Source organism: Echinicola arenosa (genome assembly GCF_014841125.1).
In the GTDB taxonomy this organism is placed as follows: domain Bacteria; phylum Bacteroidota; class Bacteroidia; order Cytophagales; family Cyclobacteriaceae; genus Echinicola; species Echinicola arenosa.
This window is the reverse complement of record NZ_JACYTQ010000003.1, coordinates 399,355-423,269: the sequence shown is the minus strand read 5'-3', so window position 1 is coordinate 423,269 and position 23,915 is coordinate 399,355. Positions and strand designations below refer to the sequence as shown.

At 38.1% G+C, this 23,915-nt stretch carries 19 protein-coding genes; 7 read left to right on the top strand and 12 right to left on the bottom strand.

Translation table 11 applies throughout. The features are described from left to right. Positions 1 to 528: 528 nt before the first annotated feature. From IFO69_RS11005 to IFO69_RS10980, 6 genes are all read right to left on the bottom strand, one after another. Positions 529 to 1,893: a DEAD/DEAH box helicase gene (locus tag IFO69_RS11005; RefSeq protein ID WP_192010154.1), complete on the bottom strand. Its 1,365-nt coding sequence runs from the start codon at positions 1,891 to 1,893 to the stop codon at positions 529 to 531. A 250-nt stretch (positions 1,894 to 2,143) separates the two neighbouring features. Then, positions 2,144 to 3,811: a DUF6909 family protein gene (locus tag IFO69_RS11000; protein ID WP_192010153.1), complete on the bottom strand. Its 1,668-nt coding sequence runs from the start codon at positions 3,809 to 3,811 to the stop codon at positions 2,144 to 2,146. Positions 3,812 to 3,922: 111 nt separating this feature from the next. Continuing rightward, entirely contained in the window at positions 3,923 to 4,501 is a 579-nt protein-coding gene (gene msrA, locus IFO69_RS10995; protein ID WP_192010152.1) for a peptide-methionine (S)-S-oxide reductase MsrA, read from the bottom strand. A gap of 37 nt (positions 4,502 to 4,538) precedes the next feature. Continuing rightward, on the bottom strand, positions 4,539 to 4,745 hold the full coding sequence (locus IFO69_RS10990; protein ID WP_192010151.1) for a hypothetical protein: 207 nt from the start codon (positions 4,743 to 4,745) through the stop codon (positions 4,539 to 4,541). Positions 4,746 to 4,755: 10 nt separating this feature from the next. Then, positions 4,756 to 5,811, bottom strand: coding sequence for a PA0069 family radical SAM protein (locus tag IFO69_RS10985; protein WP_192010150.1), 1,056 nt, complete (start codon positions 5,809 to 5,811; stop codon positions 4,756 to 4,758). 98 nt (positions 5,812 to 5,909) lie between these two features. Continuing rightward, positions 5,910 to 6,452, bottom strand: a complete 543-nt coding sequence (locus IFO69_RS10980) for a class I SAM-dependent methyltransferase (protein ID WP_192010149.1) — start codon at positions 6,450 to 6,452, stop codon at positions 5,910 to 5,912. Positions 6,453 to 6,836: 384 nt separating this feature from the next. Between IFO69_RS10980 and IFO69_RS10975 the strand changes: the two genes are divergently transcribed. Next, positions 6,837 to 8,549 (top strand): LTA synthase family protein, encoded by a 1,713-nt coding sequence (locus IFO69_RS10975; protein WP_225444097.1) that lies wholly within the window; start codon positions 6,837 to 6,839, stop codon positions 8,547 to 8,549. 11 nt (positions 8,550 to 8,560) lie between these two features. On the opposite strand, the gene IFO69_RS10970 is transcribed toward IFO69_RS10975, so the two are convergent. The 5 genes from IFO69_RS10970 to IFO69_RS10950 all read right to left on the bottom strand — a co-directional run bounded on the left by IFO69_RS10970 (position 8,561) and on the right by IFO69_RS10950 (position 14,334). After that, positions 8,561 to 9,754, bottom strand: coding sequence for a hypothetical protein (locus IFO69_RS10970; RefSeq protein ID WP_192010147.1), 1,194 nt, complete (start codon positions 9,752 to 9,754; stop codon positions 8,561 to 8,563). Further along, positions 9,754 to 10,986 (bottom strand): YaiO family outer membrane beta-barrel protein, encoded by a 1,233-nt coding sequence (locus IFO69_RS10965; RefSeq protein ID WP_192010146.1) that lies wholly within the window; start codon positions 10,984 to 10,986, stop codon positions 9,754 to 9,756. Before IFO69_RS10965 ends, IFO69_RS10970 begins: the two co-directional genes overlap by 1 nt. Further along, entirely contained in the window at positions 10,983 to 12,431 is a 1,449-nt protein-coding gene (locus IFO69_RS10960; RefSeq protein WP_192010145.1) for a glycosyltransferase family 2 protein, read from the bottom strand. Before IFO69_RS10960 ends, IFO69_RS10965 begins: the two co-directional genes overlap by 4 nt. Then, positions 12,424 to 13,857: a hypothetical protein gene (locus IFO69_RS10955; protein ID WP_192010144.1), complete on the bottom strand. Its 1,434-nt coding sequence runs from the start codon at positions 13,855 to 13,857 to the stop codon at positions 12,424 to 12,426. Before IFO69_RS10955 ends, IFO69_RS10960 begins: the two co-directional genes overlap by 8 nt. A 117-nt stretch (positions 13,858 to 13,974) precedes the next feature. Then, positions 13,975 to 14,334: a response regulator transcription factor gene (locus tag IFO69_RS10950; protein WP_192010143.1), complete on the bottom strand. Its 360-nt coding sequence runs from the start codon at positions 14,332 to 14,334 to the stop codon at positions 13,975 to 13,977. A gap of 286 nt (positions 14,335 to 14,620) precedes the next feature. Between IFO69_RS10950 and IFO69_RS10945 the strand changes: the two genes are divergently transcribed. The 4 genes from IFO69_RS10945 to IFO69_RS10930 all read left to right on the top strand — a co-directional run bounded on the left by IFO69_RS10945 (position 14,621) and on the right by IFO69_RS10930 (position 20,280). Further along, positions 14,621 to 16,297: an amidohydrolase family protein gene (locus IFO69_RS10945; protein WP_225444096.1), complete on the top strand. Its 1,677-nt coding sequence runs from the start codon at positions 14,621 to 14,623 to the stop codon at positions 16,295 to 16,297. An 11-nt stretch (positions 16,298 to 16,308) separates the two neighbouring features. Continuing rightward, on the top strand, positions 16,309 to 17,688 hold the full coding sequence (locus tag IFO69_RS10940) for an amidohydrolase family protein (protein WP_192010142.1): 1,380 nt from the start codon (positions 16,309 to 16,311) through the stop codon (positions 17,686 to 17,688). A 36-nt stretch (positions 17,689 to 17,724) separates the two neighbouring features. Further along, complete coding sequence (locus tag IFO69_RS10935; RefSeq protein WP_192010141.1) at positions 17,725 to 19,029, top strand: amidohydrolase family protein; 1,305 nt, start codon at positions 17,725 to 17,727, stop codon at positions 19,027 to 19,029. A gap of 81 nt (positions 19,030 to 19,110) precedes the next feature. After that, entirely contained in the window at positions 19,111 to 20,280 is a 1,170-nt protein-coding gene (locus IFO69_RS10930; RefSeq protein WP_192010140.1) for a C40 family peptidase, read from the top strand. A gap of 161 nt (positions 20,281 to 20,441) precedes the next feature. Here IFO69_RS10930 and IFO69_RS10925 read toward each other — a convergent pair whose 3' ends face one another. Then, positions 20,442 to 21,620: a THUMP domain-containing class I SAM-dependent RNA methyltransferase gene (locus IFO69_RS10925; protein ID WP_192010398.1), complete on the bottom strand. Its 1,179-nt coding sequence runs from the start codon at positions 21,618 to 21,620 to the stop codon at positions 20,442 to 20,444. Between the two features lie 222 nt (positions 21,621 to 21,842). Here IFO69_RS10925 and mnmA point away from each other — a divergent pair, with 222 nt between their 5' ends. Then, the gene (gene mnmA, locus IFO69_RS10920; protein WP_192010139.1) at positions 21,843 to 23,054 is read left to right on the top strand and encodes a tRNA 2-thiouridine(34) synthase MnmA; all 1,212 of its coding nucleotides are present in this window, start codon (positions 21,843 to 21,845) and stop codon (positions 23,052 to 23,054) included. A gap of 297 nt (positions 23,055 to 23,351) precedes the next feature. Continuing rightward, a complete protein-coding gene (locus IFO69_RS10915) occupies positions 23,352 to 23,864 on the top strand; it encodes a DUF2911 domain-containing protein (RefSeq protein WP_192010138.1) in 513 nt (170 codons plus the stop codon). Positions 23,865 to 23,915: the final 51 nt, after the last annotated feature.

Below are 23,915 nucleotides of genomic sequence, written 5' to 3'. Positions count from 1 at the left end.
ACAAGCACCTAAAAAGGCAAGGTGATCGGAATTGAAACTTTGGTGTATGTGCTTTACTGGAGTTTGAAGAAACGTTCAAAAATTATGCTTCAAAACTCGTTTCAGTAACCTTGAGCAATAACTGTGATACTATTACTCCACTGACTGTCAGAACAGTCCTTACAAAATTTTGTGTGATATAAAGTTAGATGATTGCAGCTAAAAATCAAATTAATTATTGTGGTAAAATTACTTTTAAAAATATAATTTCGATACTAAGAAATTAATTATTGATTTATTCTAATTACAAATATAGGTTTACTAATCCATCTCCATGCTTTTTCTAATTTACCTATTTAGCGGTATTTTTTTATTTAGGTAAAATTTAAGGCCTCATTTCTAACCAACTGGCCAAGATTATCAATAAATGGAATATAAAAAGATATCAATGAAACATAAGAACAGCTCAGACAGCTATATTTCAAGACAAACAAAAAAGCGACCAAAAGTTTGGTCGCCAACAAGTCTTTTCAGTTTAAACTTTGGTATTTAGTCCTTCTTCACATTTGTCCTTGCCCTAAATTTCCCTGATGAATCTTTCGGTTTTGCTTGAGGTGAATGTCCTGTATTCATTGGCTGACCATTACTGTTTGATTTGGTACTAGTGCCTTTTGAATTTGGCTTTCTTGAACGGTTTTTGCTGAATTTCCCTCTGTTTTTTGATTTGGAATTTCCTTTATCGGAAGTAGATCTTTTACTCGGTGAGTTATACGACGGACCTTCTTCAAATCCTTCCGGTAAAGGTATTCTGTCGATTTCAATTCCAATCAAATTTTGGATTTTATGTAACTTGAAAAGATCTTTATCATTGACAAAAGTAATCGCTTCCCCCTTTTTGTCTGCCCTGGCTGTTCTCCCCACTCGATGTACATAATCTTCTGGGTCACTAGGTGTATCATAATTGATTACAAGTTCGATACCTTCCACATCAATTCCCCTTGAAATAATATCGGTACCTATCAGGATTTTTAACGTCTTGTTTTTGAAACGAGACATAATTTTTTCCCGATCAACTTGGTCCAAGTCAGAGTGAAAAGCTTCAACTTCAAACTTTCTTTTCAGGATTTTGAAAATATTCTTCACCTTGTCTTTTGTCGAAGCAAAAATCACCACAGCTTCATAGGATTTTTGGGACAGAATATTTTCCAAAAGTTTTTCCTTTTGTTGATCATAAGCGAGATATGCCATTTGGCTGACTCCCTCGGCCGTTTTACTAATGGCTATATTAATTTCTACTGGAGATTGAAGGATCTTTTTGCTGAACTGCCTGATTTTGGAAGGCATAGTGGCTGAAAAAAGGACAGTTTGTCTCTGCGAAGGAAGATAATTGATGATTTTCAATAAGTCATCTGAAAATCCCATATCCAGCATTCTATCTGCCTCATCCAATATGAGGTGCTCCAAACTATCCAAGTTGATTTTTCCTCCGGCAAGAAGGGCTATCAATCTACCTGGTGTGGCCACCACAATTTCAGTACCATGCTCAAGGGCCTTTTTTTGTTGTTCCCAAGCCAAACCATCACCCCCTCCATAAATTGGAATGGAGCTGATACCTACAAAATAGGCTAGTCCCTGAATTTGCTGATCTATTTGAATGGCCAACTCCCTAGTGGGGGCTAAAATTAAGGTGTTTAATTTACCTTCGCCTTTTTCGGCTATTTTGTGTAAGACTGGTAATATAAAAGCAGCAGTTTTGCCTGTTCCTGTCTGAGCACAGGCTATTAGGTCTTTCCCTTCTAATATCTCCGGAATGGCCTGCTGTTGTATCGGAGTAGGCTTGCTGAATCCCATTGCATCAAGACCTTCTTGTAGGGAATCATTGAAATTAAAACTATTGAAATTGTCTATTTCCATAAAATAATGAATGTTTGTCCGAAGTCGTCAACCCTTCAAGTAAGTTCAATAGGGTTTAAGTACTAAAAACTGACTGGGATGGAGTTATTACTATCGGAACATGTCCTATAAGGGACCTGTCTGGATTTTGTCAAAGTATTGAATGTAAATAAAGCTTTGACTTTGACAAATATAACCAATGTATTGAAGTAATCGATCTTTAATTAAAGTATAATGCTATCATTTACGCATTAATTGAACTGTATCAACCTTAATTGGCAAATAAGGTCTCTAAAATCTTGAAGGTAATCAGGTATGTAGGCTTCACTCCTTCCATTCCAAGACTCCCCGAAGCTAATGTGCTTCCTGTTTTTAATGGATTATCGGAAGCATAATAGGCATAAAGGACCTTTACGTTTTTCCGAATGCTTCTTCTTATTTTACTAGCTGATTGGATGGCCTTTTGATAATGTGCTCCTTCCATCTCCAGACCAATGGCTTTCCATGATGATTCCAGAAAATAATTGAGCACATCTTTGTTTTGCAAAGAAGTACCTAGCACAGTAATCATAGGCCCCTCATAAACCCCTAAATCATAACCTTTAAAATCATCAGGCTTCAATTGATTTTTAAAAGGATAATTATCTGCTGTACCTTCAAATACATGACTGCTGGGGATCATCAAATCCCCTTTGTTACCTTCTAAAATCCCAGCTTTTCCCATGATAGATGCTGACACTACGTCCAGAGGTATTGATTGATTCCCCACCTCAAATGGCTTCAACAATTCGTCAAAACATTCATAAGCCTGCTCTCCAAATGCATAATCCATCACAACAATAACGGGTTTCTTTTTGACATCCTCAGGAAGCTCTACACCAGGAATCAATGTCTCAGCAACCATTTTGGATGTGTCAATGATCTGAGCGCCTATATTGGTACCTGAGATATCGGGTATACTCACAAAACCATGTTTCAGTGCGTATTTTTCGATTTCCTTAGCTTTGTTGTTTTTATTGCCCAAACTGATATCTATGGCCATTTGCTCTATATCTTCAAATGAGGATAGGCCTAAAGCTTGATGTCCATAAATCGTATTGACAACACTATGAAGGTTCGCGCTGATGATATGGATGGGACGATTAAGGAGGTCATGCTCATCCAAGATTGCCTTGATGTTTTGAGCCCACATCTCACCGTAGACATGATGACCTATCCTTTCTCTTAGGGTAGCAGAAAAGGAGATTTCACGATCATTGTCGTTGAGTGCTTCATCAATGGATAGCCTGCCCAGATGATAGATAATGGAAAATAAGCTGTTGGAGTTTCTAGAAGCTTCAAATTTTTGGATAGCTTGATGCGTTTCATCAAAAGTCCGACCCGTAAGGTGGCTCAAGTAAGAACAAGCAGCTTCTTTATCGTAAGGTTCCCCTTTTTCTTCCTGTTGAACTATCTTTTTCAGCATATTCCAATTCAGGTGGATTCTACCTTTGCTATCAGTGCTGTTCCTTCTGATCTTTTCAGCTTCTATGTATAGGAAAGTAAGATGGGTAAGGATATCATATATATCGCTTTTACCGCGTGTCATTTCTACAAACATCTGGTCTTTATCCACCCTGTAACAATTCCTTCTCCTTTTACTCGGAATCAATTTTTCAAAATCTGAATTTTCATATCCTTCCCGGCTGATCAACCTAATATAACGACATTCTTCTATTCCTCGGGGCAGCCTTTCCATTATATACAATAAGCCATCCAGTTCTACTTTTTCTATTTCTGAAACCAAACCGTAAATTTCGGGCCTAAGGATCAAAAGGGCATCGATCAGTGACTCTCCTGAGACCCCAAGAGGCTTGTAGGTACCTCGCATAAATAGGTGCCTCATGGTAATATACAACCGTTCAATTGCTGCTCTTGACTCTTGTGCTCTGGTTCTCATAATCGATTTTTTGTTAAACAAATTAAAACATCACTGCTGGATAAAAAATCAAGGCATTAGACTTTTCCACTGTATATAGGATATAAAGTTGTGCGTTTGCCTGTCTTTTACTTAAATCAGCTTGGTGTGTTGACCAAATACTCTTTTCAGTTTTTCTACTTTGGGCCTAATGATAAACTGGCAATAAGGTTGGTTTTTATGACTTTCATAATAATTAAAGTGATAGTTTTCTGCCGGATAGAAATTACTAAAAGGAGTTATTTCTGTGACAATGGGCTTATCATATATTTCCGCATCCTCAATAATTTTCTTAAATTCTATAGCCGTATTTTTCTGTGAGTCAGAATGATAAAATATGGCTGACCGATATTGAGGCCCTACATCAGCTCCTTGTTGGTTGAGTGTAGTTGGATCATGGGTTGCCCAGAATACCTCCAATAAATCCTGAAATGAAATGATCTTTGGGTCATACAAAAACTGTATTACCTCAGCATGGCCAGTTGTTCCAGTAGTAACCTCTTGGTAACTTGGATTTTCAATATGCCCACCACTGTATCCTGGTTCTATTTTGGAAATACCACGTATGTTTTGGTAAACTGCTTCTATACACCAAAAACAACCAGATCCCAAAGTGGCCATTTCAAGGCCATCGGGAATATTTTCAACTGAAGTTTGAGGAAGTTTCGTCATTCTTTTTAAACAATTATAGCCCTCATTGCATGCATGGTCAATTTTTTACTTCGTTGATTTCCCAGCTTTCAGAGAGCATTATTTTACCTTTTTGCTTTAATCCTTGAGCAGCTAAATGAATATCCTTTGTAAATTTCTCCCAATCTTGTGGATACATCCATTGAATCACCTCATCGCATGAGAAAGACTTTTCTCCTTTCTGTCTGCACATTTCTAAAATAGCTATTTCAAGTATATTATCCATGATCAATAGATTAAAATAGTTTTAATTGTCCGTGGGGATTGAAGGCATCATAATTAAAATCAGGCATGGACCTATCCTTCATATATTTTTGTTTGGCAGTATTGAAAATTTGATGGATCATTTCAGCAATAATCCCACTGCCCTTAATTCTTCGTCCCCACTCGGTATCGTTCAATTTACCGCCGTGTAATTGCTCAATTTGGTGAAGTACTTTGTCCGCTCTTTCCGGGTAATGTTCTTTGATCCAATGTTTGAAGACTTCCTTTACATTTCCATTTAAACGGACCACTGTATAGCCTGCAGCTAAAGCACCAGCATCAGCACTTTGTCGAATGATATCGGCGATATCCATCGTGTTCAAAGCTGGAATAATTGGCGCAACCATAATGCCACAAGGAACACCTCTATCTTTTAATGTCTTGATCGCAGCAATCTTCTTCTGCCCTGTTGCTGTTCTTGGTTCCAACAAAGCTTTGAGTTGGTGATCAAGATGATTGATGGAGAAATAGACATGCACCAGCTGTTTATCAGCTAATTTTGCCAGTATATCTTGATCGCGTAGTATCAAGGTGTTTTTTGTAATGACACTTACCGGATGCCCCATCTCCAAACACAGCTCAAGTATCTTTCTGGTCAATTTAAACTTACGTTCAGCCGGTTGATAGCAATCCGTATTTCCGGAAAGCATGATGGCTTGAGGCTGATGTCCTTTTTTCTTGAATTGTTCCCTTAATACTTCCACAATATTGGTTTTTACCATGATATTGGTTTCAAATCCTAAACCGGCATCAAAGCCCCAGTATTGATGTGAATTACGCGCATAGCAATAAATACAACCATGCTCACAGCCTTGATATGGGTTTACAGAATAGTTTAAGGGCAGGTCAGGGCTATCGTTTTTACTCAAGCCACCTTTAGTGTGTTCTTTATAAAACTTTGTTTGGGGTTTATTAATGTATTTTTCTTCATCCAAACCTTCAATATGCTCCAGAACTTCCCTTCTCTTTAAATAAGGGTTGTCTGGTGAAATGCTTGCTCCTCTTCCTTTGAATACATCCTTGTTCATCAATTCAAGTTAAGCTTATGAAAATAAAGTCCAAAAGCTGTGGACACAAAATGTCTCAAAAAGGAAAATTCAGCATTGTTTCGTGCAATTTATTGTCCTCAGTTGCAAATAATAATAAAAGCCGGTGGGAAATTTTTGAGGGTAAATGCAGTCCTAATACTTTGAAAATAATTGGCAAACTGAAATTTAAGCAGATATGAATAACAAATCTGTATAAAATAACCGTTTTGATTCAGGTGTGAACGGCTTTTTTTGTAAATTTCGTTGCGAGATTCTTTTGGTATAAGACTAAAAGGAAGTGAAGATAAAATCAAATCAGCAGACTTACCTTCAAGGTATTGGTCCATATTTTCGGCTGAGTCACAAATGATGTGGACATTGTCCTGAGGAAATTCTTTCTTCAAGTTTTCGCAAAAAGGTTTACTAATTTCAAAGACTAAAAGTATGGAATCTTCATCCATACGATTAATAATTCCACGTGTTATGCTTCCATCTCCCCCACCCAATTCTACTATTATTTTTGCTCCTTCAAAATCAGCAAAAGATAGCATTTTGTTAACCAGGGATTTAGAGCTAAAAGTTACTGCGCCTGTAGTTTTTATGTTGGCAAAGAGTTCTTTAATTAAGGAACTTTTATTCATTTTTAATCGTCAAATTTGTTTTACAATATAGTTAATTTGTATCAAAATGTTTTTGAATTGAAACCTTAATGGTTTCTAAATTTTATTATTTATCAAAGCACAATGGGCCAAAAAACGGTTATTCAATCCAATTTGTTCAGTAATATTACTAGTAATTTGAATAAATTCTGGCAAATCAGTATTGTTTTCCTTTTATTATTGATTTTGTTGAGCGTAGTTGAGGTCTTTTGGGTCGGTAATATTCACGGCGTAGCCCCACTTTCGAACAAGAGTGTTTTGTTGATTAACCTTCTCCAAAGCTTCCAGTGGGGGTTATATACGGTGGGAATATTTTTTATTATCCAAATGCTCATGGGGGTTGTTCTGCCAAAGGTTTCATATTTTATGTATAAGTTGATTCTCAGTGCCTTGATACTGGGACAGGTTTGCCTGATGTTTTATTTTTCAGAAACTCTGGTACCGCTAGGTGCCGATTTCTTTACTTATTCAGTAGCTGATTTAATTGAAACAGTAAGAGCAGCGGGGGCATTGAATGTATTTAGTATGATAGGGGCGATTATTGCTTTGGCAATAGTTTTTTTAATTTTAAATGCAGGGACCTTATTTAAATATAGTTTTAAGACGACAATCGTATTTTCTGTCTTTACTTATATTTTTCTAATTGTTCTTTTAATCATTCCAGTAGCCATGCCGGCAGGTTATTCTAATTTGGAAACTAACCTTGCAGAGAATAAATCTTTGTATTTCTATGAGGAATCCTACGATTATTTCTCTAAGTCGCAAAACATCTATTTTGACTTTTATTTGGAAAACAGTTCTAACCAAAACAGCTTGGTCCAAAAAGAATACTTGGATCCATCCTATCCATTCCTTCACAAAAACAGTTACCCGGACGTTTTGGGTCCTTATTTCTCTGAATTTGATACGATACCTAATTTAGTCTTTATTATCGTGGAAGGGTTAGGTAAAGCCTATTCAGGTCCTGACGCCTACTTGGGGAGTTGGACGCCTTTTTTGGATTCTTTAGCAGACCACAGTCTGTACTGGAAAAATAACCTGTCCACGACTGGAAGGACTTTTGGAGTATTATCTGGAATTTTTGGAGGCTTGCCATTTGGTAAAAACGGTTTTATGGAAAAAACTCCCATTCCTTATCATGCAACCATGCTTTCAATGTTAAAAAAGGATGGTTATCAGGTCAATTATTATATTGGCGCTGATAAAGAATTTGACAATGTTGCCGCTTTTATGAACTATCAAGGAATTGACAATTTGGTGGATATAGATAAATTTGATCCTGAATTTCGAAAGTCACCATCAGTTTCTGGATTTACTTGGGGGTATGCTGACAAGGAGAACTTCAGAAATGGTCTAAAAAGGCTACCCGTTACAGATCAGGCCCAAGTGAATATTTTTCAGACCATGTCTTCACACTCTCCATTTGTAATTCCAGAACAGGAAGTTTACAATCAAAAATTTGAAAAGTTTCTGAGAGAAAAGGACTATAGTCACACAACCATTAAATTGGAAAATTATAAGCGAGAACTGGCCAGTATATTATACGTAGATGATGCGATCAAGGAATTTCTAACTACTTATTTAAAAAAGGAGAAAGCAGCCAATACCATTTTTATCATTACAGGGGATCATCGATTGCCTGAGATACCAATGTCTACTAAAATAGACAGGTTTCATGTTCCATTGATAATTTATTCACCAAAGCTCAAAAGAAGTAAATACATGGATGCTGTCAATACCCATTTTGAAATTGCCCCTTCATTATTGGCTTTTCTTCAGCATAATTATAATTTAAAAATGCCTGAGTCCGTGGCATGGAGAGGTACAGTCCTGGATACGGTAGCGCAATTTGAATCAAAGGTTACCCATGCATTGATGAGAAACAAATACCAATTTGGGGATTATTTGGATGGATACTATTTTATTTCGGACAATGACCTATATATGATTTCTGATAATATGAATATAGATTTAATCGACAGACCAGACATATTTTCCAGACTTCATAGCAGTTTTGAGGAGTATAAAGCAAAAGATAATTTTGCAATGGAAAACAATGCTATTTTGCCTCAAAAATAAAGAGACAAGTATTAGTTTAGGCTATGTTCCTCCAATATTTCCTTGATCAAAGGGAAATAATAATTCCAGTAGAATGAAGTCCTATTGGAGTAATCGTTCTTGTCATTGACTAATTTATAAATTGTAGGAACTCCAAAAAACGGTGCAGAACTCAATGGAATTGGGTTATCTGCATAATCTCCGGTAAAATAGTAGATTTTTCCTTTGCCGTTATTTCTCACAATAGTAGCAGGGAAGTATCTGGGCAAGCCCATTTCCCTTAGCTTTTCTTCTCCACTTTTTGTTGGTGCCATATCGATGTAGCTAATGACTTCATAGGACCTGTCTATCCGCAATATTTCAAACCAATAAGGATAATTGGTTTCTTTTGGTATATCAAATTTTTGTTGGCTTTGTAATGTAGAGATAACTTTGGGCACTTGGTTACTTATGTCCTCTCCATATTTTAGCACTTCTATCCTTCCTTCTTCACTCACAAAGACCTGAGCTGCACCTTCAAACTCCCATATTCCATTGTGTTGTTCTTTATAATTATTAATGAGCCATTCTGGAATTTCTTCATTAAGTTCAGGATTTAATTCATCAAAATACCTACTGATCCATCCGGTCCATTTGAAATTCATCATTTTTTCGAATTGGGTTCTAAAAGCAAATGAAGTGGGTGCGCCGATGCTATTAAACTCGGCAATTAATAAACCTTCTGCATCAATTACTTTTTGGGTCAATTTGAGGTCATTGGAGGATAGCCCCCCATAGATTTTTCTGGAAAATTCCAATTCACTCTGGTCATTAAAATCAGACTCATAAACCCCATAAGTGTCAGCCAAGTATAGTACATCCAATGCTTTAGATATAGAATCTATTTTCTCATCACTGTAGTACCTTAAACTTTTTACTTTGTGGTTTCCGTCTTTCTTCGGATAAAAGCCCAAATAATCTTTATCATATTGATAAAATGCTCCATCCTGCCTTTTGATCCGAAGATGCTTTAAGGCCCAAAAAAAAGAGCGATGTTCCAAACGACTTTTATCAGGGACTGTTTTATCAATTACCAAGATATCCATCTTGGAAGATGGTTTTACCTTCCAGATCAAGTGGCTTATTCCAGGAATTACAATCAAAGGAGTAATCACTATCAGAAAAGAAGTGAATATCAGGCTCAAGCCACTTTTGGTAAACTTATAGGGAGATTGGTTAGATGGCATTAAAATCTGAATTCCGTTCCTACAGATATATTAAGATTGGGGCGATAATTATCAGGTGTAATTTCATCATATGAATAGCCCACAAAAGCATACGCCAACCACTTAGGACTCCAAAGCTGTTGGTAACCTACTCTTCCGCGGTAAGAATCCAATAATTGAGACTGAAGGTCCCTGTCCTCTTCATCGGGAGATACTCCTGTACTGAATTGAAACATAAAATAATCTTCAGCTCCCTTGAAGTAATACCTAGCCTGGAAGTTTCCACTGATCGAACCCCCAGCACTGGAGGGTACATGGTTAGCCCTTAAGTTTAGCCACCAATTACCAGTATATTTTCCAACTGATCCGGTTATGATGTGAGTGGTTTCACTGAAGTTCAAGTGTCTGTAACCTATGTCAAACTCAAAAGCTTTGGGCAGGCTCCAATAGATGGATGTTCCAAACCTATAATTTGGAAAAAAGGAGGCATTTGAAACACCTACATTTAGATAAGCGTAGGAATTCTCTCCCAAACTGGGATATGCATCCAGCTCATATTGTGTACCATATCCATCAAAACGATGGGAATGAGTCACTCTACCAATGACATTTCCCATAAAGCCCGCTTGTGTTCTAGCGTATAAGGAATAGGTTTGCCAAGGACTTATTTGGCCTTCAAAACTATCATGATCAAAAGTAAACCCTACTGCACTTTTTATGGTTAGTCGTTTTAAGCGTTGAATGTATGAGAGTAGGCCTTCTATTTTAGCCTCATTTTCATAGAGGGATTCTGCTATGTCAATGGCTTCTTTATAATCCTCTCTATAATAATACAGCCTAGACTTTCTATATTTTAACTGGGACGATGCCCCCTCTCCAAATTGCTTGTAAGCTCTGTCCAATACTTTTTCCGCATTATCATATTGTTCTGCCCAGAACAAATTGTCAAGATAGCCAATATAGGCGTCTTCATAATCTGGACTTTCTTCAATGGCCCTTTCAAAGTAGACAGAAGCAGAATCATTTTTCCCTTCCCAGCTGTGGATTCTGCCCAAGAGTATCCAAACATCAGAATATCCTGGATATTTCTCTACGATTTTCAAAGCCAGCTCAATAGCCTCTTCTCTTTGTCCATTGAGAGCCATCTCTCTAGCTTCAAAGAATTTTTTGTCAGGATCAAAATTCTCTTGTGCTTTTGCGTGAAAACCAATGGATAGCATTACCAAACACACTATAATACACTTACTGTTCATGATTGAGCTGTACCTTTTTTAATTGTATTGTTGAAACCTGTTCTGACCATTTCACCCCAGCCACCAATGCCTTTGATAAAATTCCAATGTCCTTTCATACACCAAAGCATCAGTTTTGGGTGGATAAAAAGTGGCTCTTTTAATACTGTTATAATTAATTTCAATAAATCCCCTTTTTCCCGGTACCTGTTGAATGCCAATTCCTCAAATAGAATACTGAATGAAGATAGCATTACTGAGAAAAAATAAATGAGGACAAACAAGCTGATGAAATAGACAGAACTAAATTCTCCCATAAAAATCAAAGTCACTGTGTAAATCAGTCCTAAAAACTCAATAATGGGTGCATTTTTCTCAAACATGGCCCAAAAAGGAAAGGATACCATGCCGGTGATTCCATATTTTGGGTTAAATTGCATACTTCTGTGTAATTGAAGGGTTTCTATGGTGCCACGCATCCACCTGTTCCTTTGGCGACTAAGGATTTCTTCGGATTCAGGCACTTCTGTCCAACATAACGGATCCGAAACGAAAGCTACTTTATACGGAATATTTTGTTCTTCCATATAGCGCCTCATCCGAACAACCAGTTCCATGTCTTCTCCTACTGTTTTTGAAAAATAACCACCTACTTTCAACACCAACTCTTTGTCAAAAAAGCCAAAAGCCCCTGATATCAGCAGTAAACCATTGACCCTTGACCAAGCCATCCTGCCCAGTAAGAAAGACCTGAAATACTCGATGACTTGAAACCGTCCTAAAATAGTATCCGGCACCCTGTATTTTATCACCGTCCCGTCTTTGATATCGCAATTATTGGCAATTCCAATGCCCCCTCCTACTGCAATGACCTTTTTGTTGGTTTCTTCCAAAAATGGTCTCAGCATCCTTATAATTGAATCTGGCGCCAAAATACAATCCACATCAATACAGGCTATAAGCTCTTGGCCTGAAATATTAATGCCTGCATTCAAAGCATCTGCCTTTCCTCCATTTTCTTTGTCTACAACAATTAATTTACCGAATGAAGGGTTATTAGACTTGTACACTCCCTTAATAGGCTGTGTTTCAATGGAGGCCTCAAAAGCGAAATCGGTTTTTCTTAAATCAAAATTTTTGATGAGAATATCAATAGAGTCATCTTTACTGCCATCATTGATGATAATCACTTCGAATTTGCTGTAATGCAAGGATAGCAAACTTCTTACATTTTGGACAATAGTCTTTCCTTCATTATATGCTGGAGCAAGGATTGAAACGCCAGGGCCAACAGGCGTGGTAATCACATCTTTATAGTCCACAAACTTGTTCTTTTTAAGTTGTTTCCTAAGCTCTAGTCCGGAAAGTAAAGTAATGGTCATGTAAATCATGATTACGGCAAACCCGTAAAGCAAAAAGAAGATGCCAAAAACTTGGACGATAAGCTCAAACAATAAACTATACATAGGCTAATAAAGAATCTTTAATATGTGCTCTCAATTTATACAACTGTTCATTATCCTGCTGTTCCACAACTGTTTCGAACTTCTGCTTATCAAGACTGAACAAACTCACCATCATGCTTTTTAATAACTCAAATGAGTTGCCTTTTTGTTTTAACTTTTCAAAAAGTAAATCTGCAGATGATTCATCTCCTATCACGCCCATCAGCTCCGCTGCCAAAACCGATAACTTTGGTTCAGGCCCCAAAAAAGCCCGGTGGGTCAAATCCAGTTCGGTAAATGCATTGAGAGATTTGAAAGTGATTAAAATTTCTACCTTTTCAGCTAAAGTAGCTATAGGGTACATTTTTGATAATTCTGAAATCCTGTCCATTCTGCCCAAGAGGCGAACCAATTTAATTCCAAATACCCTGATACTGGGATTATCGGAATCAAGAAGGTTAATTACTTTGACTTGTTCGTTTTTTGAGATTTGTTTGATCACCCTATACAAAGACATTTGTTGCCATCTTGAAAGAGGGAAATCCTGATCGGCCAAAAACTTGAGGTCTTTGCTGGGAGAAAGGTGCAAGTAGGCCCTCACTGCATTGGTACGCACAAGGAAAACCTTGCTTTGCAGCAATGGTGTTAACTGCGGCACAGCTTCTTTGATATTCATCTCATGAAGCTCTACTATTCCGGATGCTTGGTCTTCCCAGTTTTTGCTCTTAAGCTTCTTTAGGGAAAAGTTGTTCAACTTTAAGATCAGGTATATTTCTTTCAGTTTATCTTTAAAATCCCCCTTCAAGTTTTTATTCACATAGATAATTTCTTTTATCAAGGTGTCCTTGAACAGGCTCTCTTCGAAATATTCCGTATTGAAAATTCCTTTTATTTGTTGGTAGTCCATAGCTTGAATTTCTTCAAGTTCATAAGTAAACAACAAATTACTCAATGGATCTGCGACGATACTTTGGTATAACTTTATCCTATTGGCCTTATTTCTATTTTTTGACCTTACGAAAGTGAGAAAAAATAATAATACCAAGAACGTGATGATAAAAAGGGTCAATATCCCCATCAGGATCATAAATTTAATATCATTAAAAATCCTGCTTCTTAACGTATAATAGGCTTTGAAATCCAGCTTATTGGCTGCCAAAAGTATCTCATTTTTAGCCTCCATGATTTCTGTTTCAGGAATAAAAAGGTCATTTGTCTTAATTATGGAAATGTATTCCTTTACTCCATCAAAAGCTTTTTCTTCATCAAATATGTAAAACTTAATAGCAGCATCGCCAAAGCCAGTTAAAAGTAGCGAGTCTCTGTAAGATAATGCCTGGTTAAAGTCATTAAACTCTTTGGCTACTTCCCCTGGTAGGCTATTCGTTTGATCATCATTTTTAGATACCTTGAAAGTCATAGATTCTACCCTACCTACTTTTTTCAAAAATGTAGTAGTAACTAGAGAATCCTTCTCTTGAAAAGCTTCTGAGGTATTGACTAAGCCAAGCGAAAGAAAAACAATGAAATAGCAAACTTTTTTTATCACTTCAACAAACTCCCTTTAGTTAATGAGCCGCCTAACTCTGATAGCCAGCTCGTTTGGATTAAAAGGCTTAGGAACAAAATCGGATACCCCCATATTAAAAGCTTCCATAACAGTACCTTCTTCTTCTCCCAAGGCACTAAGAACAATGATGGGACAGTCAGGGTATTTGGATTTTGCGAATTCAATGATCTCGATCCCACTTTTAAACGGCACCATGATATCTGTAATAATTAGGTCTGGACAGTGCTCTTCCAATGCTTGAATACCTTGATTTCCATCTTCTGCAATACTTACATTGTGCCCCTCCTTTTTAAGACGGAATTCTACCATTTTTAAAATTAACTGGTCATCTTCAATCACTAAAATATCCTTCATGACAGATTAATAAAATTACTTTAATTCCTAAAAATATAGACTTTTAGTCATAATTCTATTAACAAAAACCATTCGTATAAACACGATTTCCTCTGTTTTATTTTCGTATTATGTTATTTGCGGTTTGAACTTGTTTTTATGCCTTTAAATGTTTTTAAGGCTAAAAAAAAATTACCTTCCAAAAAAAATAATGCCTTTCAAAAAATAAGCTGTGGCCAAAAATAAATCTTTTACTAGTTTAAAGGTTTCTAACAAAAGTATAAATACCAACCTATCTCTAACTTGTATGATTAAAAGACAAAACACTTTAATGTATTTAGTGTTGATGTTTTGTTTGCTGTTTATCAATCCAGCTTTTGCACAGAGCGATCACTCTGGACAAAGAAGGATTACAGGAACTTACGCCATTACTAATGCAACTGTTTTTACTCAGCCTGGTAAAAGTATTTCCAGTGCTACCATTATTTTAAAGGATGGCTTGATCAAAGCCGTCGGTAATGATTTAAATATTCCTATTGATGCACAAGTCATCAAGGGAGATTCTTTATTTGTATATGCGGGTTTCATTGATGTAGCATCCGAAGCTGGAGTAAGCAAGCCTGAGGACGTAAAAAGGTCTGATGATATGGACCCCTCTGATCCAAGTAATGAAGTGGCAGGTATCACTCCTGAAAGAGAAGTGCTTCAATACTGGGATATTAATAATGGAGAAATCACCAATTGGAGGAAAGCAGGTTTTTCCATTGCACAATTAGTTCCAAAAGGAGAAATGCTGCCTGGTCAAACTGCCCTGGTCGTTTATGGTGATAAAGAATCAACCAACATACTTGCCGAATCCACAGGGCTTTATGCACAGTTTGAAACGGCGAGAGGTGTTTATCCAGGAACCATCCTAGGCTTAATGGCCAAATGGAGGGAACTTTATAAAAATGCCCAGCTCAAATATGAACATGCTTCGCTCTTCAAAGAAAAGGGAAATGGGATTAATAGGCCTGAAAAAGATCCAAGCCTAGAAGCATTTTATAAAGTAATCAATGGCCAAATCCCTGTTGTTTTTGAAGCTGAAGATGAATTGGAAATTAGACGAGTTTTAAGGCTTAAGAAAGAATTGGGATTTGATGTTGTCATCACTGGTGTAAAAGAAGGAAGCAAATTAGCTGAAGATATCAAGGGTGCTGACGCTAAGATAGTGTTATCCCTAGACCTTCCTGATGACAAAGCCTCGAAAGCAAAAATGGAGGATGCCACCGAAGAGGCTAAAAAAGCCCATGAAAGAGTGGTTGCCGCCTATAAAGAAGCCTTGTCTGAAGCAGCTTCATTTGAAGCAGCAGGAATCCCATTTGCATTTAGTTCCAAAGGAGCAAAAAATGGTGACGTATTCAAAAACATTCAAACCATGATTGAAAACGGCTTGAGTGAAGAAGGAGCATTGGCAGCTTTAACAACAAACCCAGCTAATATGCTAGGGATTAGTTCTTATACTGGAACAGTTGAAAAAGGGAAACTGGCCAACCTTGTATTGACTACTGACAGCCTTTTTAGTAAGGATGCTAAAATTAAATATGTGATGGCTGATGGTTATTTGTTTGAATATGAAGCTTCAAAATCCAAAAAGAAAAATGAAAATGTAGAAGATGTAGTGGGGAAATGGAATTATACGTCTGAAACTCCCGGAGGTACTTCCAAAGGTACCATTACATTTGCTCAGGAGTCAGGTAATTTAAAGGGTGAGATTCTGGTAGATGATCCAGATGGAAGCGGACAAGTAACCCGTCAACTAGAAAACGTCCATTATGATGGTAAAGAGCTTTCTTATACCTTTTCCATCATCGTTCAAGGGCAAGAAATAGTTGTAAATACCAAAGGTACATTGAGTGGAAATGAATTTGAAGGAAACCTCAGTATCAAAGACATGGGGACATTCCCTTTTACTGCCACCAAAGAGCCGGATTTTAACTTATAATGATGGGAACTATGAAGAAATTTACATATATCATGCTCTCAATCGTATTGTTTGGAGCAAAATCTTTGTATGCACAAACACCTAAAGGCGACGTTTTAATCCAAAATGCCACGGTGCTGACAGTTACACAAGGGACTTTGGAAGAAACAGATGTCTTGGTAGAAGATGGAATTATCAAGAAAATAGGGAAAGACCTTTCCGCATCTGGAAATATTGAAACCATAGATGCTACTGGGAAATTTTTGATGCCAGGTATTATTGATGCCCACAGTCATCTGGCTTTGGACGTGGTCAATGAAGCCTCAGCACCCATTACAGCACAAGTATCCATGGCCGATGTGGTCAACCCTTTTGATGTTGGTATCTATAGGGCCCTTGCTGGAGGTACTACTGTGGCACATGGACTTCATGGATCTGCCAATGCCATTGGTGGACAAAGTATTACCATGAAATTCAGGTATGGCACTTCTAATCCTGAAGACATTTTCATGAAAGAAGCTCCCAGAACGATTAAGTTTGCTTTGGGAGAGAATCCTACCAGAGTACATGGTCGTGGTAAAAACATCCAACCTAGAACCAGAATGGGTGTTGAAGCGATTATTCGAAATGGTTTTGCTGAAGCGCAACAGTACAAAAAGGCATGGGAAAGTTACAATTCGGTAAAGGGCAAAAAAAACAACACCGCTACCCCTCCTACTTATGATTTGAGATTACAGACCCTGGCTGATATCCTAGATGGTAAAATCATCATCCATTGCCACTCTTACAGGGCTGATGAAATCTATATGTTGATCAATGTTTGTAGGGATTTTGGTGTGGATAAGTTGGTGTTTACCCATGTAAATGAAGGCTTTAAAGTAGCTCCTGAATTGGCAAAATATACTATGGGAGCATCTGTTTTCAGCGATTGGTGGGCTTATAAATTTGAAGTGTATTACTCCACTGCTTATAATGCTGCCATCTTGATGGAAAACGATGTGGTTACTTCTATCAACTCCGATTCCGATGAACTGATTCGTCATCTTTATCATGAAGCGGCTAAAACACAACGATATGGCGGTTTGACAGACGAGCAAGCACTATCATTGATTACCATCAATCCTGCAAAGCAATTGGGTATTGATGAATTTGTAGGCTCCATAGAGGAAGGTAAGCAAGGCGATCTGGTTATTTTTGACCATCACCCTCTTTCGGTTTATGCTGTGCCACAAATGACCTTTATAGATGGTGTCAAATATTTTGATATCAATGAAGATGAAGATGACCAAAGAATAAAGGTTAGCCCCACAGAAATGGTAGAACCTGTTTACCTTAAAGCAGAAGATGAGCGATGTATGCATGGTGTGGAATTGTTTATGCAAGAAGCTGCAGCTTTTAACCATACTCATTGATTTTAATTATTTGATAATTAGGAAATTATATATAAAATGAGAAAAATTAATTTAACGATATATGTGCTTTTATTCTTCCTTCTGCCTGTGCTTTCTTATGGGCAAATTGAAGGGGAAGTACTGAAGCCAGAAGGAGGCTCCTTTCTTTTAAGGGGAGCTACCGTGGTTACGGTAACCAATGGGATTCTGGAAAATACAGATGTATTGATCAGTAATGGTAAAATTTCAAATATTGGTACGGGTCTAAGTGCAAGTGGAGCAACAGAAATTGACTGTTCCGGTCAATTTATCTACCCTGGTATGATTGATTCTGGAACCCGTTTAGGTTTGGTGGAAGTTGGTTCACTGGCCGAAACACAGGATTATTCTGAAATAGGTAATGTGACACCAAATATGCAGGCATTGACTGCTATTAACCCAAACTCGGTGAGCATTCCAGTGACAAGAGTTAGTGGTGTTACCACCGTATTGTCCGTTCCTTCTGGAGGCCTTTTTCCCGGAACTGCAGCTTTGATCAATTTGAACGGCTATACCCCTGATCAAATGTACACAGGTTTCAACGGAGTTCCGATGAACTTCCCTACTTCTGCAAGAAGGGGCCGCTGGGACAGAAGAAGTGATGATGAAATCAAGAAGGACGCAGAAAAAGCATTGAAGGACATCAATGATATTTGGGAAAGAGCAAGTACTTATATGAAGCTGGAGGACGCAGAAGCTGACCTTCAATATTACCCTGAAATGCAACAGTTGGCCAAAGTGGTAAGAGGTGAACTGCCTTTATTGATTGAAGTCAATAAGGCTGAAGATATTAAGAATGCCTTAAAATGGATCAAAGAGAAAGCGGTTCAAAATGCCATATTAACTGGCGTATCTGAAGGTTTCCGAGTAGCAGATGAAATTGCAGCTGCCGATGTTCCTGTGATCACTGGACCAGTATTGGCTTTACCATCGAGAAGCTCTGACCGATATGATGCAGCCTATACCAATCCAGGCAAAATGTTAGAAGCTGGTGTCAAAGTGGCTATTAGGACTTCTGACGCTGAAAATGTGAGAAACTTACCCTTCAATGCCGGATTTGCAGCTGCCTATGGTATGGGCAAAGAAGAAGCTTTAAAAGCTATTACCATTGTGCCTGCTGAGATCTTCGGTGTAGACGATCATCTAGGATCCATTGAAGAGGGCAAAAGCGCCACCTTGTTCATTTCTGATGGTGATCCATTTGAAACCAGTACCCAAATCATGCATGTCTTTATAGATGGTTATAAAATACCGATGACCAGTAGACATATCAGATTGTACCAAGAGTTTTTGGAGCGAAACCCAGGATTGGAAAAGCACTAAGTATCAAAGCAAATCCCCGGTGAACTTTCCGGGGATTTCTTTTATTAGTAATTTTACACTTGTGTTTTAGATTACCTAATTATGAAAAAGATTAACATTGCCCCTTGTTTTCTGTTTATTGTCCTTACAGCATTTGCTTTTGGCTGTCACCAGGAGGAAAAAAAGGATATATCAGATTTGGTAAGTACAGTCAAAGAACAATATGCTCCTGATAAACGTGTTGCTCTTTTCGATATTCAATGGTCTGGAGACACTCTTGCAGGAGAGACCAACTTACCTGTTGCATTGAAAGCTTTGGAAACAAAATTGGATAGTGCTGGAATTGAGTTTGTCAATGCAGTTACCCTGTTACCCGACGCAGATTTGGACGGAAGAACCCACGCTGTGGTGACCATCTCTGTGGCCAATATCAGAAGTGCTCCAAAACATTCTGCAGAACTGGCGACTCAAGCTACTATGGGAACTCCCGTTAATGTACTTAAGCAGGAAGGCAGTTGGTATTTGATCCAAACCCCTGATCATTATATTTCTTGGGTAGATGCAGCTGGTATTGAATTAATGGATGATGCTGAATTGGCCAAGTGGGAAAATGCCCAGAAAGTGATCTTTACAGGCCTTTTGGGTTATGTTTATGAAGATGAATCCGAAGCATCCATGGTCAGTGATCTCACTGCAGGAAACCTCCTCGAAAAGTTGGGGGAATCCAACAGCCATTATGAGGTGGCATTGCCTGATGGAAGATCAGGATACATCAATAAATCCACTGCGGCACCATTTATCGATTGGGTAGCCAGTAGGTCGCTTACCGATGATAACTTGATCAGTACAGCTAAAAATATGATGGGAGTACCTTACCTATGGGGAGGCACCTCTATCAAGGGGGTTGATTGCAGTGGATTTACCAAAACGATCTATTTCCTCAATGGACAAGTGATTCCAAGGGATGCTTCTCAGCAAGTAAATGAAGGTGAGTTGGTGGATACCGATAAAGACTGGGACAATCTTAGGGTTGGAGACTTATTGTTTTTCGGTAGAAAAGCTACAGAGGACAGACCGGAAAGAATTGTTCATGTAGGAATGTGGATAGGAAATAATTCCTTTATTCACTCCAGGGGAAGGGTTAGGATCAGCAGCTTTGACCCTAGTAGCCCTAATTTTGATGAATATGAATTGGGCCGTTATTTAAGAACCAAAAGAATCAGACAGGTACCTAGCGAAAATATCGTTTCTGTGGATAAAGTCTTGAATTGAATTAAAAAGGCTAGTATAAAGTAGCGACTTAAAAATAAATCGATGCGTTAATTCGTTTTAAAATTAAAGTCCGTTAACGAAAAACGTTGCTTATCTTATCCGAATACCAAGTTTGGATGAATTGAGCCCTTTTCCTACTCTCTCGGAAAAGGGCTTCTTTTTTATGATTTATTCGGAATTCCTTTTTTGCTTCCTTTGTACAGTTCGTACTTAAGCAATCGACAATCTATTGTCCCATTGTAAAACTCTATTCGTCTGCTAGGTTTCAATCCTACCCTCTTGCCTAAATTCATATTGCCTGTAAAAATGTAACCTGTATATCCAGCACATTCTTGCTTCATAAAGTCACCCATTCTTTTATAAATCGCTACCAATTCATCCTCCTCTCCTAACCTTTCACCGTATTCCGGATTAAAGAAAACGACCCCATTGTCACTGTCAGGGACAGTTGTTTCTGCAAAATCACCAACCTCAAAGGTAATATGATCAAAAACTTGCGCAGTCTTTGCATTCTCCTGGGTAGCGTAAATAGCCCTTTCACTTAAATCCGAAGCAATAAACTGGGTTGAAATATTATCGTTGACTTTGGCTTCTAGCTCTGCCTTAAGTTCTTGGTAAATTTCATCTTTATAACCCTTGATATGCATGAAAGCATAATGATCTCTAAAAAGGCCGGGAAATCTATTAGTAGCCATCAAAGCTGCTTCAATGGCCAAAGTTCCTGCTCCGCACATAGGATTGACAAATGGGCCCTTTTTGTCCCAGTCACTGGCCATGATGGTGCTTGCGGCCAAATTTTCGGCCATGGGGGCTTTCCCTGGGATCTTTCTGTAACCTCTCTTGGACAGGGTATCTCCCGATGTATTGATAAACAAAGAAGCCTGTGTGTCTTTCCAGTACAATTGAATGACAGCTCCTTCAAACTCTGAACCTGTATCTGGTCTAATTCCTGTGTTTTCCCTAAAACGGTCGACGATCGCATCCTTGACCTTTACGTTTACAAATAAGGGGTTGTTAATACTTTCATTCTCTACATGAGAAACGACTGAAAAATAAGTATCCTTGTCGATGTAGTTTTCCCAAGGTAAAGCCTTAATTCTCCTATAAATATCCTTGGCGTGGTGCAAATAGAATGACTTAATTTCAAAAAGGACATGGCTGGCCACCCTCAAATGCATATTCAGAAAAATACATTGGTTGAGACTGGCATACAGTTCCACACTGGTCCTGTTGACATTCTTTGGCTTGAAACCAAGTTCTTTGAGTTCCTGCTCCAAATAAGGTGCAAACCTATCTTTACAAGTAACGACTACCTTTCCTTTATGATCAAAATTATTCATGAGCACAAAAATAGGTATTTTTAATGGAATAGAGTTCCCATCATTACAAATGCTCGGTGGTAGGTAAATTTCTAAACCGACCAGTAATGCTGACAGCATCGGAAAAGCTTGTAAAGAATGCCAACTGATTTCACTATTTTTGTGAACCAAAGCAGCCATCATAATTGTTGATGGCTTATTACTAAACCTCATGGGCCTTGACCCCATGAAAATGTAAAAGTCATGAAAGATAAAAAAAGAGTAGTAGTGGGACTTTCCGGCGGGGTGGACAGCTCTATAGCGGCCTATTTGCTCCAAAAAGAAGGTTATGAAGTCATAGGCATGTTTATGAAAAACTGGCATGACGAATCCGTAACCATTTCCAATGAATGTCCCTGGATGGAAGATAGTACAGACGCTATGTTGGTTGCAGAAAAGCTGGGAATACCTTTTCAAGCAATTGATCTAAGTGAGGAATACAGGGAAAGAATAGTGGATTATATGTTTGCGGAATACAAAGCAGGCAGAACCCCCAATCCTGATGTGCTGTGCAACCGAGAGATTAAATTTGATATTTTTCTGAAAGCAGCCCAAAAACTCAAAGCGGATTATGTGGCCACTGGGCATTATTGTCAAAAAGGTGAGCTGACTGTGGATGGAGAAACTGTATTCCAATTATTGGCCGGTGCAGACAACAATAAAGATCAGAGCTATTTTCTATGTCAGCTTAGTCAGGAGCAATTATCCAAAGCCCTTTTTCCAATTGGCCACTTGCAAAAGTCAGAGGTGAGAAAAATCGCCAAAGAGCAGGATTTGATCACTGCGGACAAGAAGGATAGCCAAGGTCTCTGCTTTATTGGAAAAGTAAGATTGCCAGATTTTTTGCAGCAACAGTTGAAACCAAAGAAAGGTGATATTTTGGTTGTCCCTGATGATTTACCGGTTTACAAAAGGCAGCAAATACCTGCTGGGATGGCAGCGGAAGAGCTTGATCAGGAAGTATTGGACGAAATTTGTTTACCACTTCAATATCACGCCGAACAAGGCAAAAAAATAGCAGAACATAATGGAGCCCATTATTTTACGGTTGGTCAAAGAAAAGGCTTAAATGTTGGAGGGACGGGTAAACCATTATTTGTGATCCAAACGGATACCAAAGAAAATATCATTTATACAGGTTTGGGTGAGGAGCATCCAGGCTTACTGAGACACGGATTATTTGTACCTAAGGAAGATGTACACTGGATCAGAGAAGACCTTCGCTTGACCGAAGGTCAAAGCAAGCGGTATTTGGCAAGAATCAGGTACAGACAACCTTTGAGCATGGCCACCTTAATCATGAAGGAAAATGGCCTGTATGTCCTGTTTGACCAAGCCCAAAAGGGAATTGCCTCGGGGCAGTTTGTGGCTTGGTATGAAGGTGAGGAAAGCATTGGTTCTGGGGTAATTGCTTAACCAGTTCTTAATGTTGTAATATATTTATCTGATTATCCGCAATGATGACAGTAACCATACATCCTTAGCTCAAGTGGTCGGAAGCCTCAAGCAGTTGGTATTTTAATCAAAAGGGTAGTTTCTACTCGCTTTTAATCTTTACTGGTAAAATTGCGGATATACATATGTTTTTAAAAGAGATTTCCTTATAAAGGGAGTCTCTTTTTTTGTTTTGCTATGATTGATTTTCCTTCTATTCTGAGCCATAATTCTTAGTTTTTCCTTATATTGAGACAAAACCAAAACAATAAAAAATCCATGAAAACAAGCATGATCAACAAGCTTAGCTTTTTAACTGTTTTAAGCTTATTAGTATGTATCAGTGTCTATGCACAAGAAAAGGCCAGTCCAGCTGCTACTGCCTCAGGTGAGATCGATGGTGCTACCATTACCATTAATTATTCCAGTCCAGGTGTAAAGGGCAGACAAATCTGGGGAGACTTAGTACCTTTTGGAAAAGTGTGGAGAGCAGGAGCAAATGATGCTACTACATTTGAAACTGATAAAGACATTAAAGTAGAAGGAGAGACTTTACCGGCTGGTAAATACAGCTTTTTCATCATTCCAGGAGAGGAAGAATCTGTTTTTATTTTTAACTCTGTTGCCAAGCAGTGGGGTGCCTATGACTATGATGAAAGCAAAGATGTACTTCGTGTAACGGTACCTTCTATGGAATCTTCTACTATGGAAGAAAGATTGGTATATGAGGTAGTAGAAGATGGTTTTGAAGTTCGCTGGGAGTACGGAATGGCAAAGGCAAATATCGAGTAACCCTAATCAGAAAAGAACCCATTTAATGTAAGGCCATCTTAGGAAATCTCA

Coding starts and splice junctions, on each gene's coding strand:
- IFO69_RS11005 (WP_192010154.1), bottom strand. CDS start 1,893: ATGGAAATAGACAATTTCAATAGTTTTAATTTCAATGATTCCCTACAA.
- IFO69_RS11000 (WP_192010153.1), bottom strand. CDS start 3,811: ATGAGAACCAGAGCACAAGAGTCAAGAGCAGCAATTGAACGGTTGTAT.
- msrA (WP_192010152.1), bottom strand. CDS start 4,501: ATGACGAAACTTCCTCAAACTTCAGTTGAAAATATTCCCGATGGCCTT.
- IFO69_RS10990 (WP_192010151.1), bottom strand. CDS start 4,745: ATGGATAATATACTTGAAATAGCTATTTTAGAAATGTGCAGACAGAAA.
- IFO69_RS10985 (WP_192010150.1), bottom strand. CDS start 5,811: ATGAACAAGGATGTATTCAAAGGAAGAGGAGCAAGCATTTCACCAGAC.
- IFO69_RS10980 (WP_192010149.1), bottom strand. CDS start 6,452: ATGAATAAAAGTTCCTTAATTAAAGAACTCTTTGCCAACATAAAAACT.
- IFO69_RS10975 (WP_225444097.1), top strand. CDS start 6,837: ATGTATAAGTTGATTCTCAGTGCCTTGATACTGGGACAGGTTTGCCTG.
- IFO69_RS10970 (WP_192010147.1), bottom strand. CDS start 9,754: ATGCCATCTAACCAATCTCCCTATAAGTTTACCAAAAGTGGCTTGAGC.
- IFO69_RS10965 (WP_192010146.1), bottom strand. CDS start 10,986: ATGAACAGTAAGTGTATTATAGTGTGTTTGGTAATGCTATCCATTGGT.
- IFO69_RS10960 (WP_192010145.1), bottom strand. CDS start 12,431: ATGTATAGTTTATTGTTTGAGCTTATCGTCCAAGTTTTTGGCATCTTC.
- IFO69_RS10950 (WP_192010143.1), bottom strand. CDS start 14,334: ATGAAGGATATTTTAGTGATTGAAGATGACCAGTTAATTTTAAAAATG.
- IFO69_RS10945 (WP_225444096.1), top strand. CDS start 14,621: ATGATTAAAAGACAAAACACTTTAATGTATTTAGTGTTGATGTTTTGT.
- IFO69_RS10940 (WP_192010142.1), top strand. CDS start 16,309: ATGAAGAAATTTACATATATCATGCTCTCAATCGTATTGTTTGGAGCA.
- IFO69_RS10935 (WP_192010141.1), top strand. CDS start 17,725: ATGAGAAAAATTAATTTAACGATATATGTGCTTTTATTCTTCCTTCTG.
- IFO69_RS10930 (WP_192010140.1), top strand. CDS start 19,111: ATGAAAAAGATTAACATTGCCCCTTGTTTTCTGTTTATTGTCCTTACA.
- IFO69_RS10925 (WP_192010398.1), bottom strand. CDS start 21,620: ATGAATAATTTTGATCATAAAGGAAAGGTAGTCGTTACTTGTAAAGAT.
- mnmA (WP_192010139.1), top strand. CDS start 21,843: ATGAAAGATAAAAAAAGAGTAGTAGTGGGACTTTCCGGCGGGGTGGAC.
- IFO69_RS10915 (WP_192010138.1), top strand. CDS start 23,352: ATGAAAACAAGCATGATCAACAAGCTTAGCTTTTTAACTGTTTTAAGC.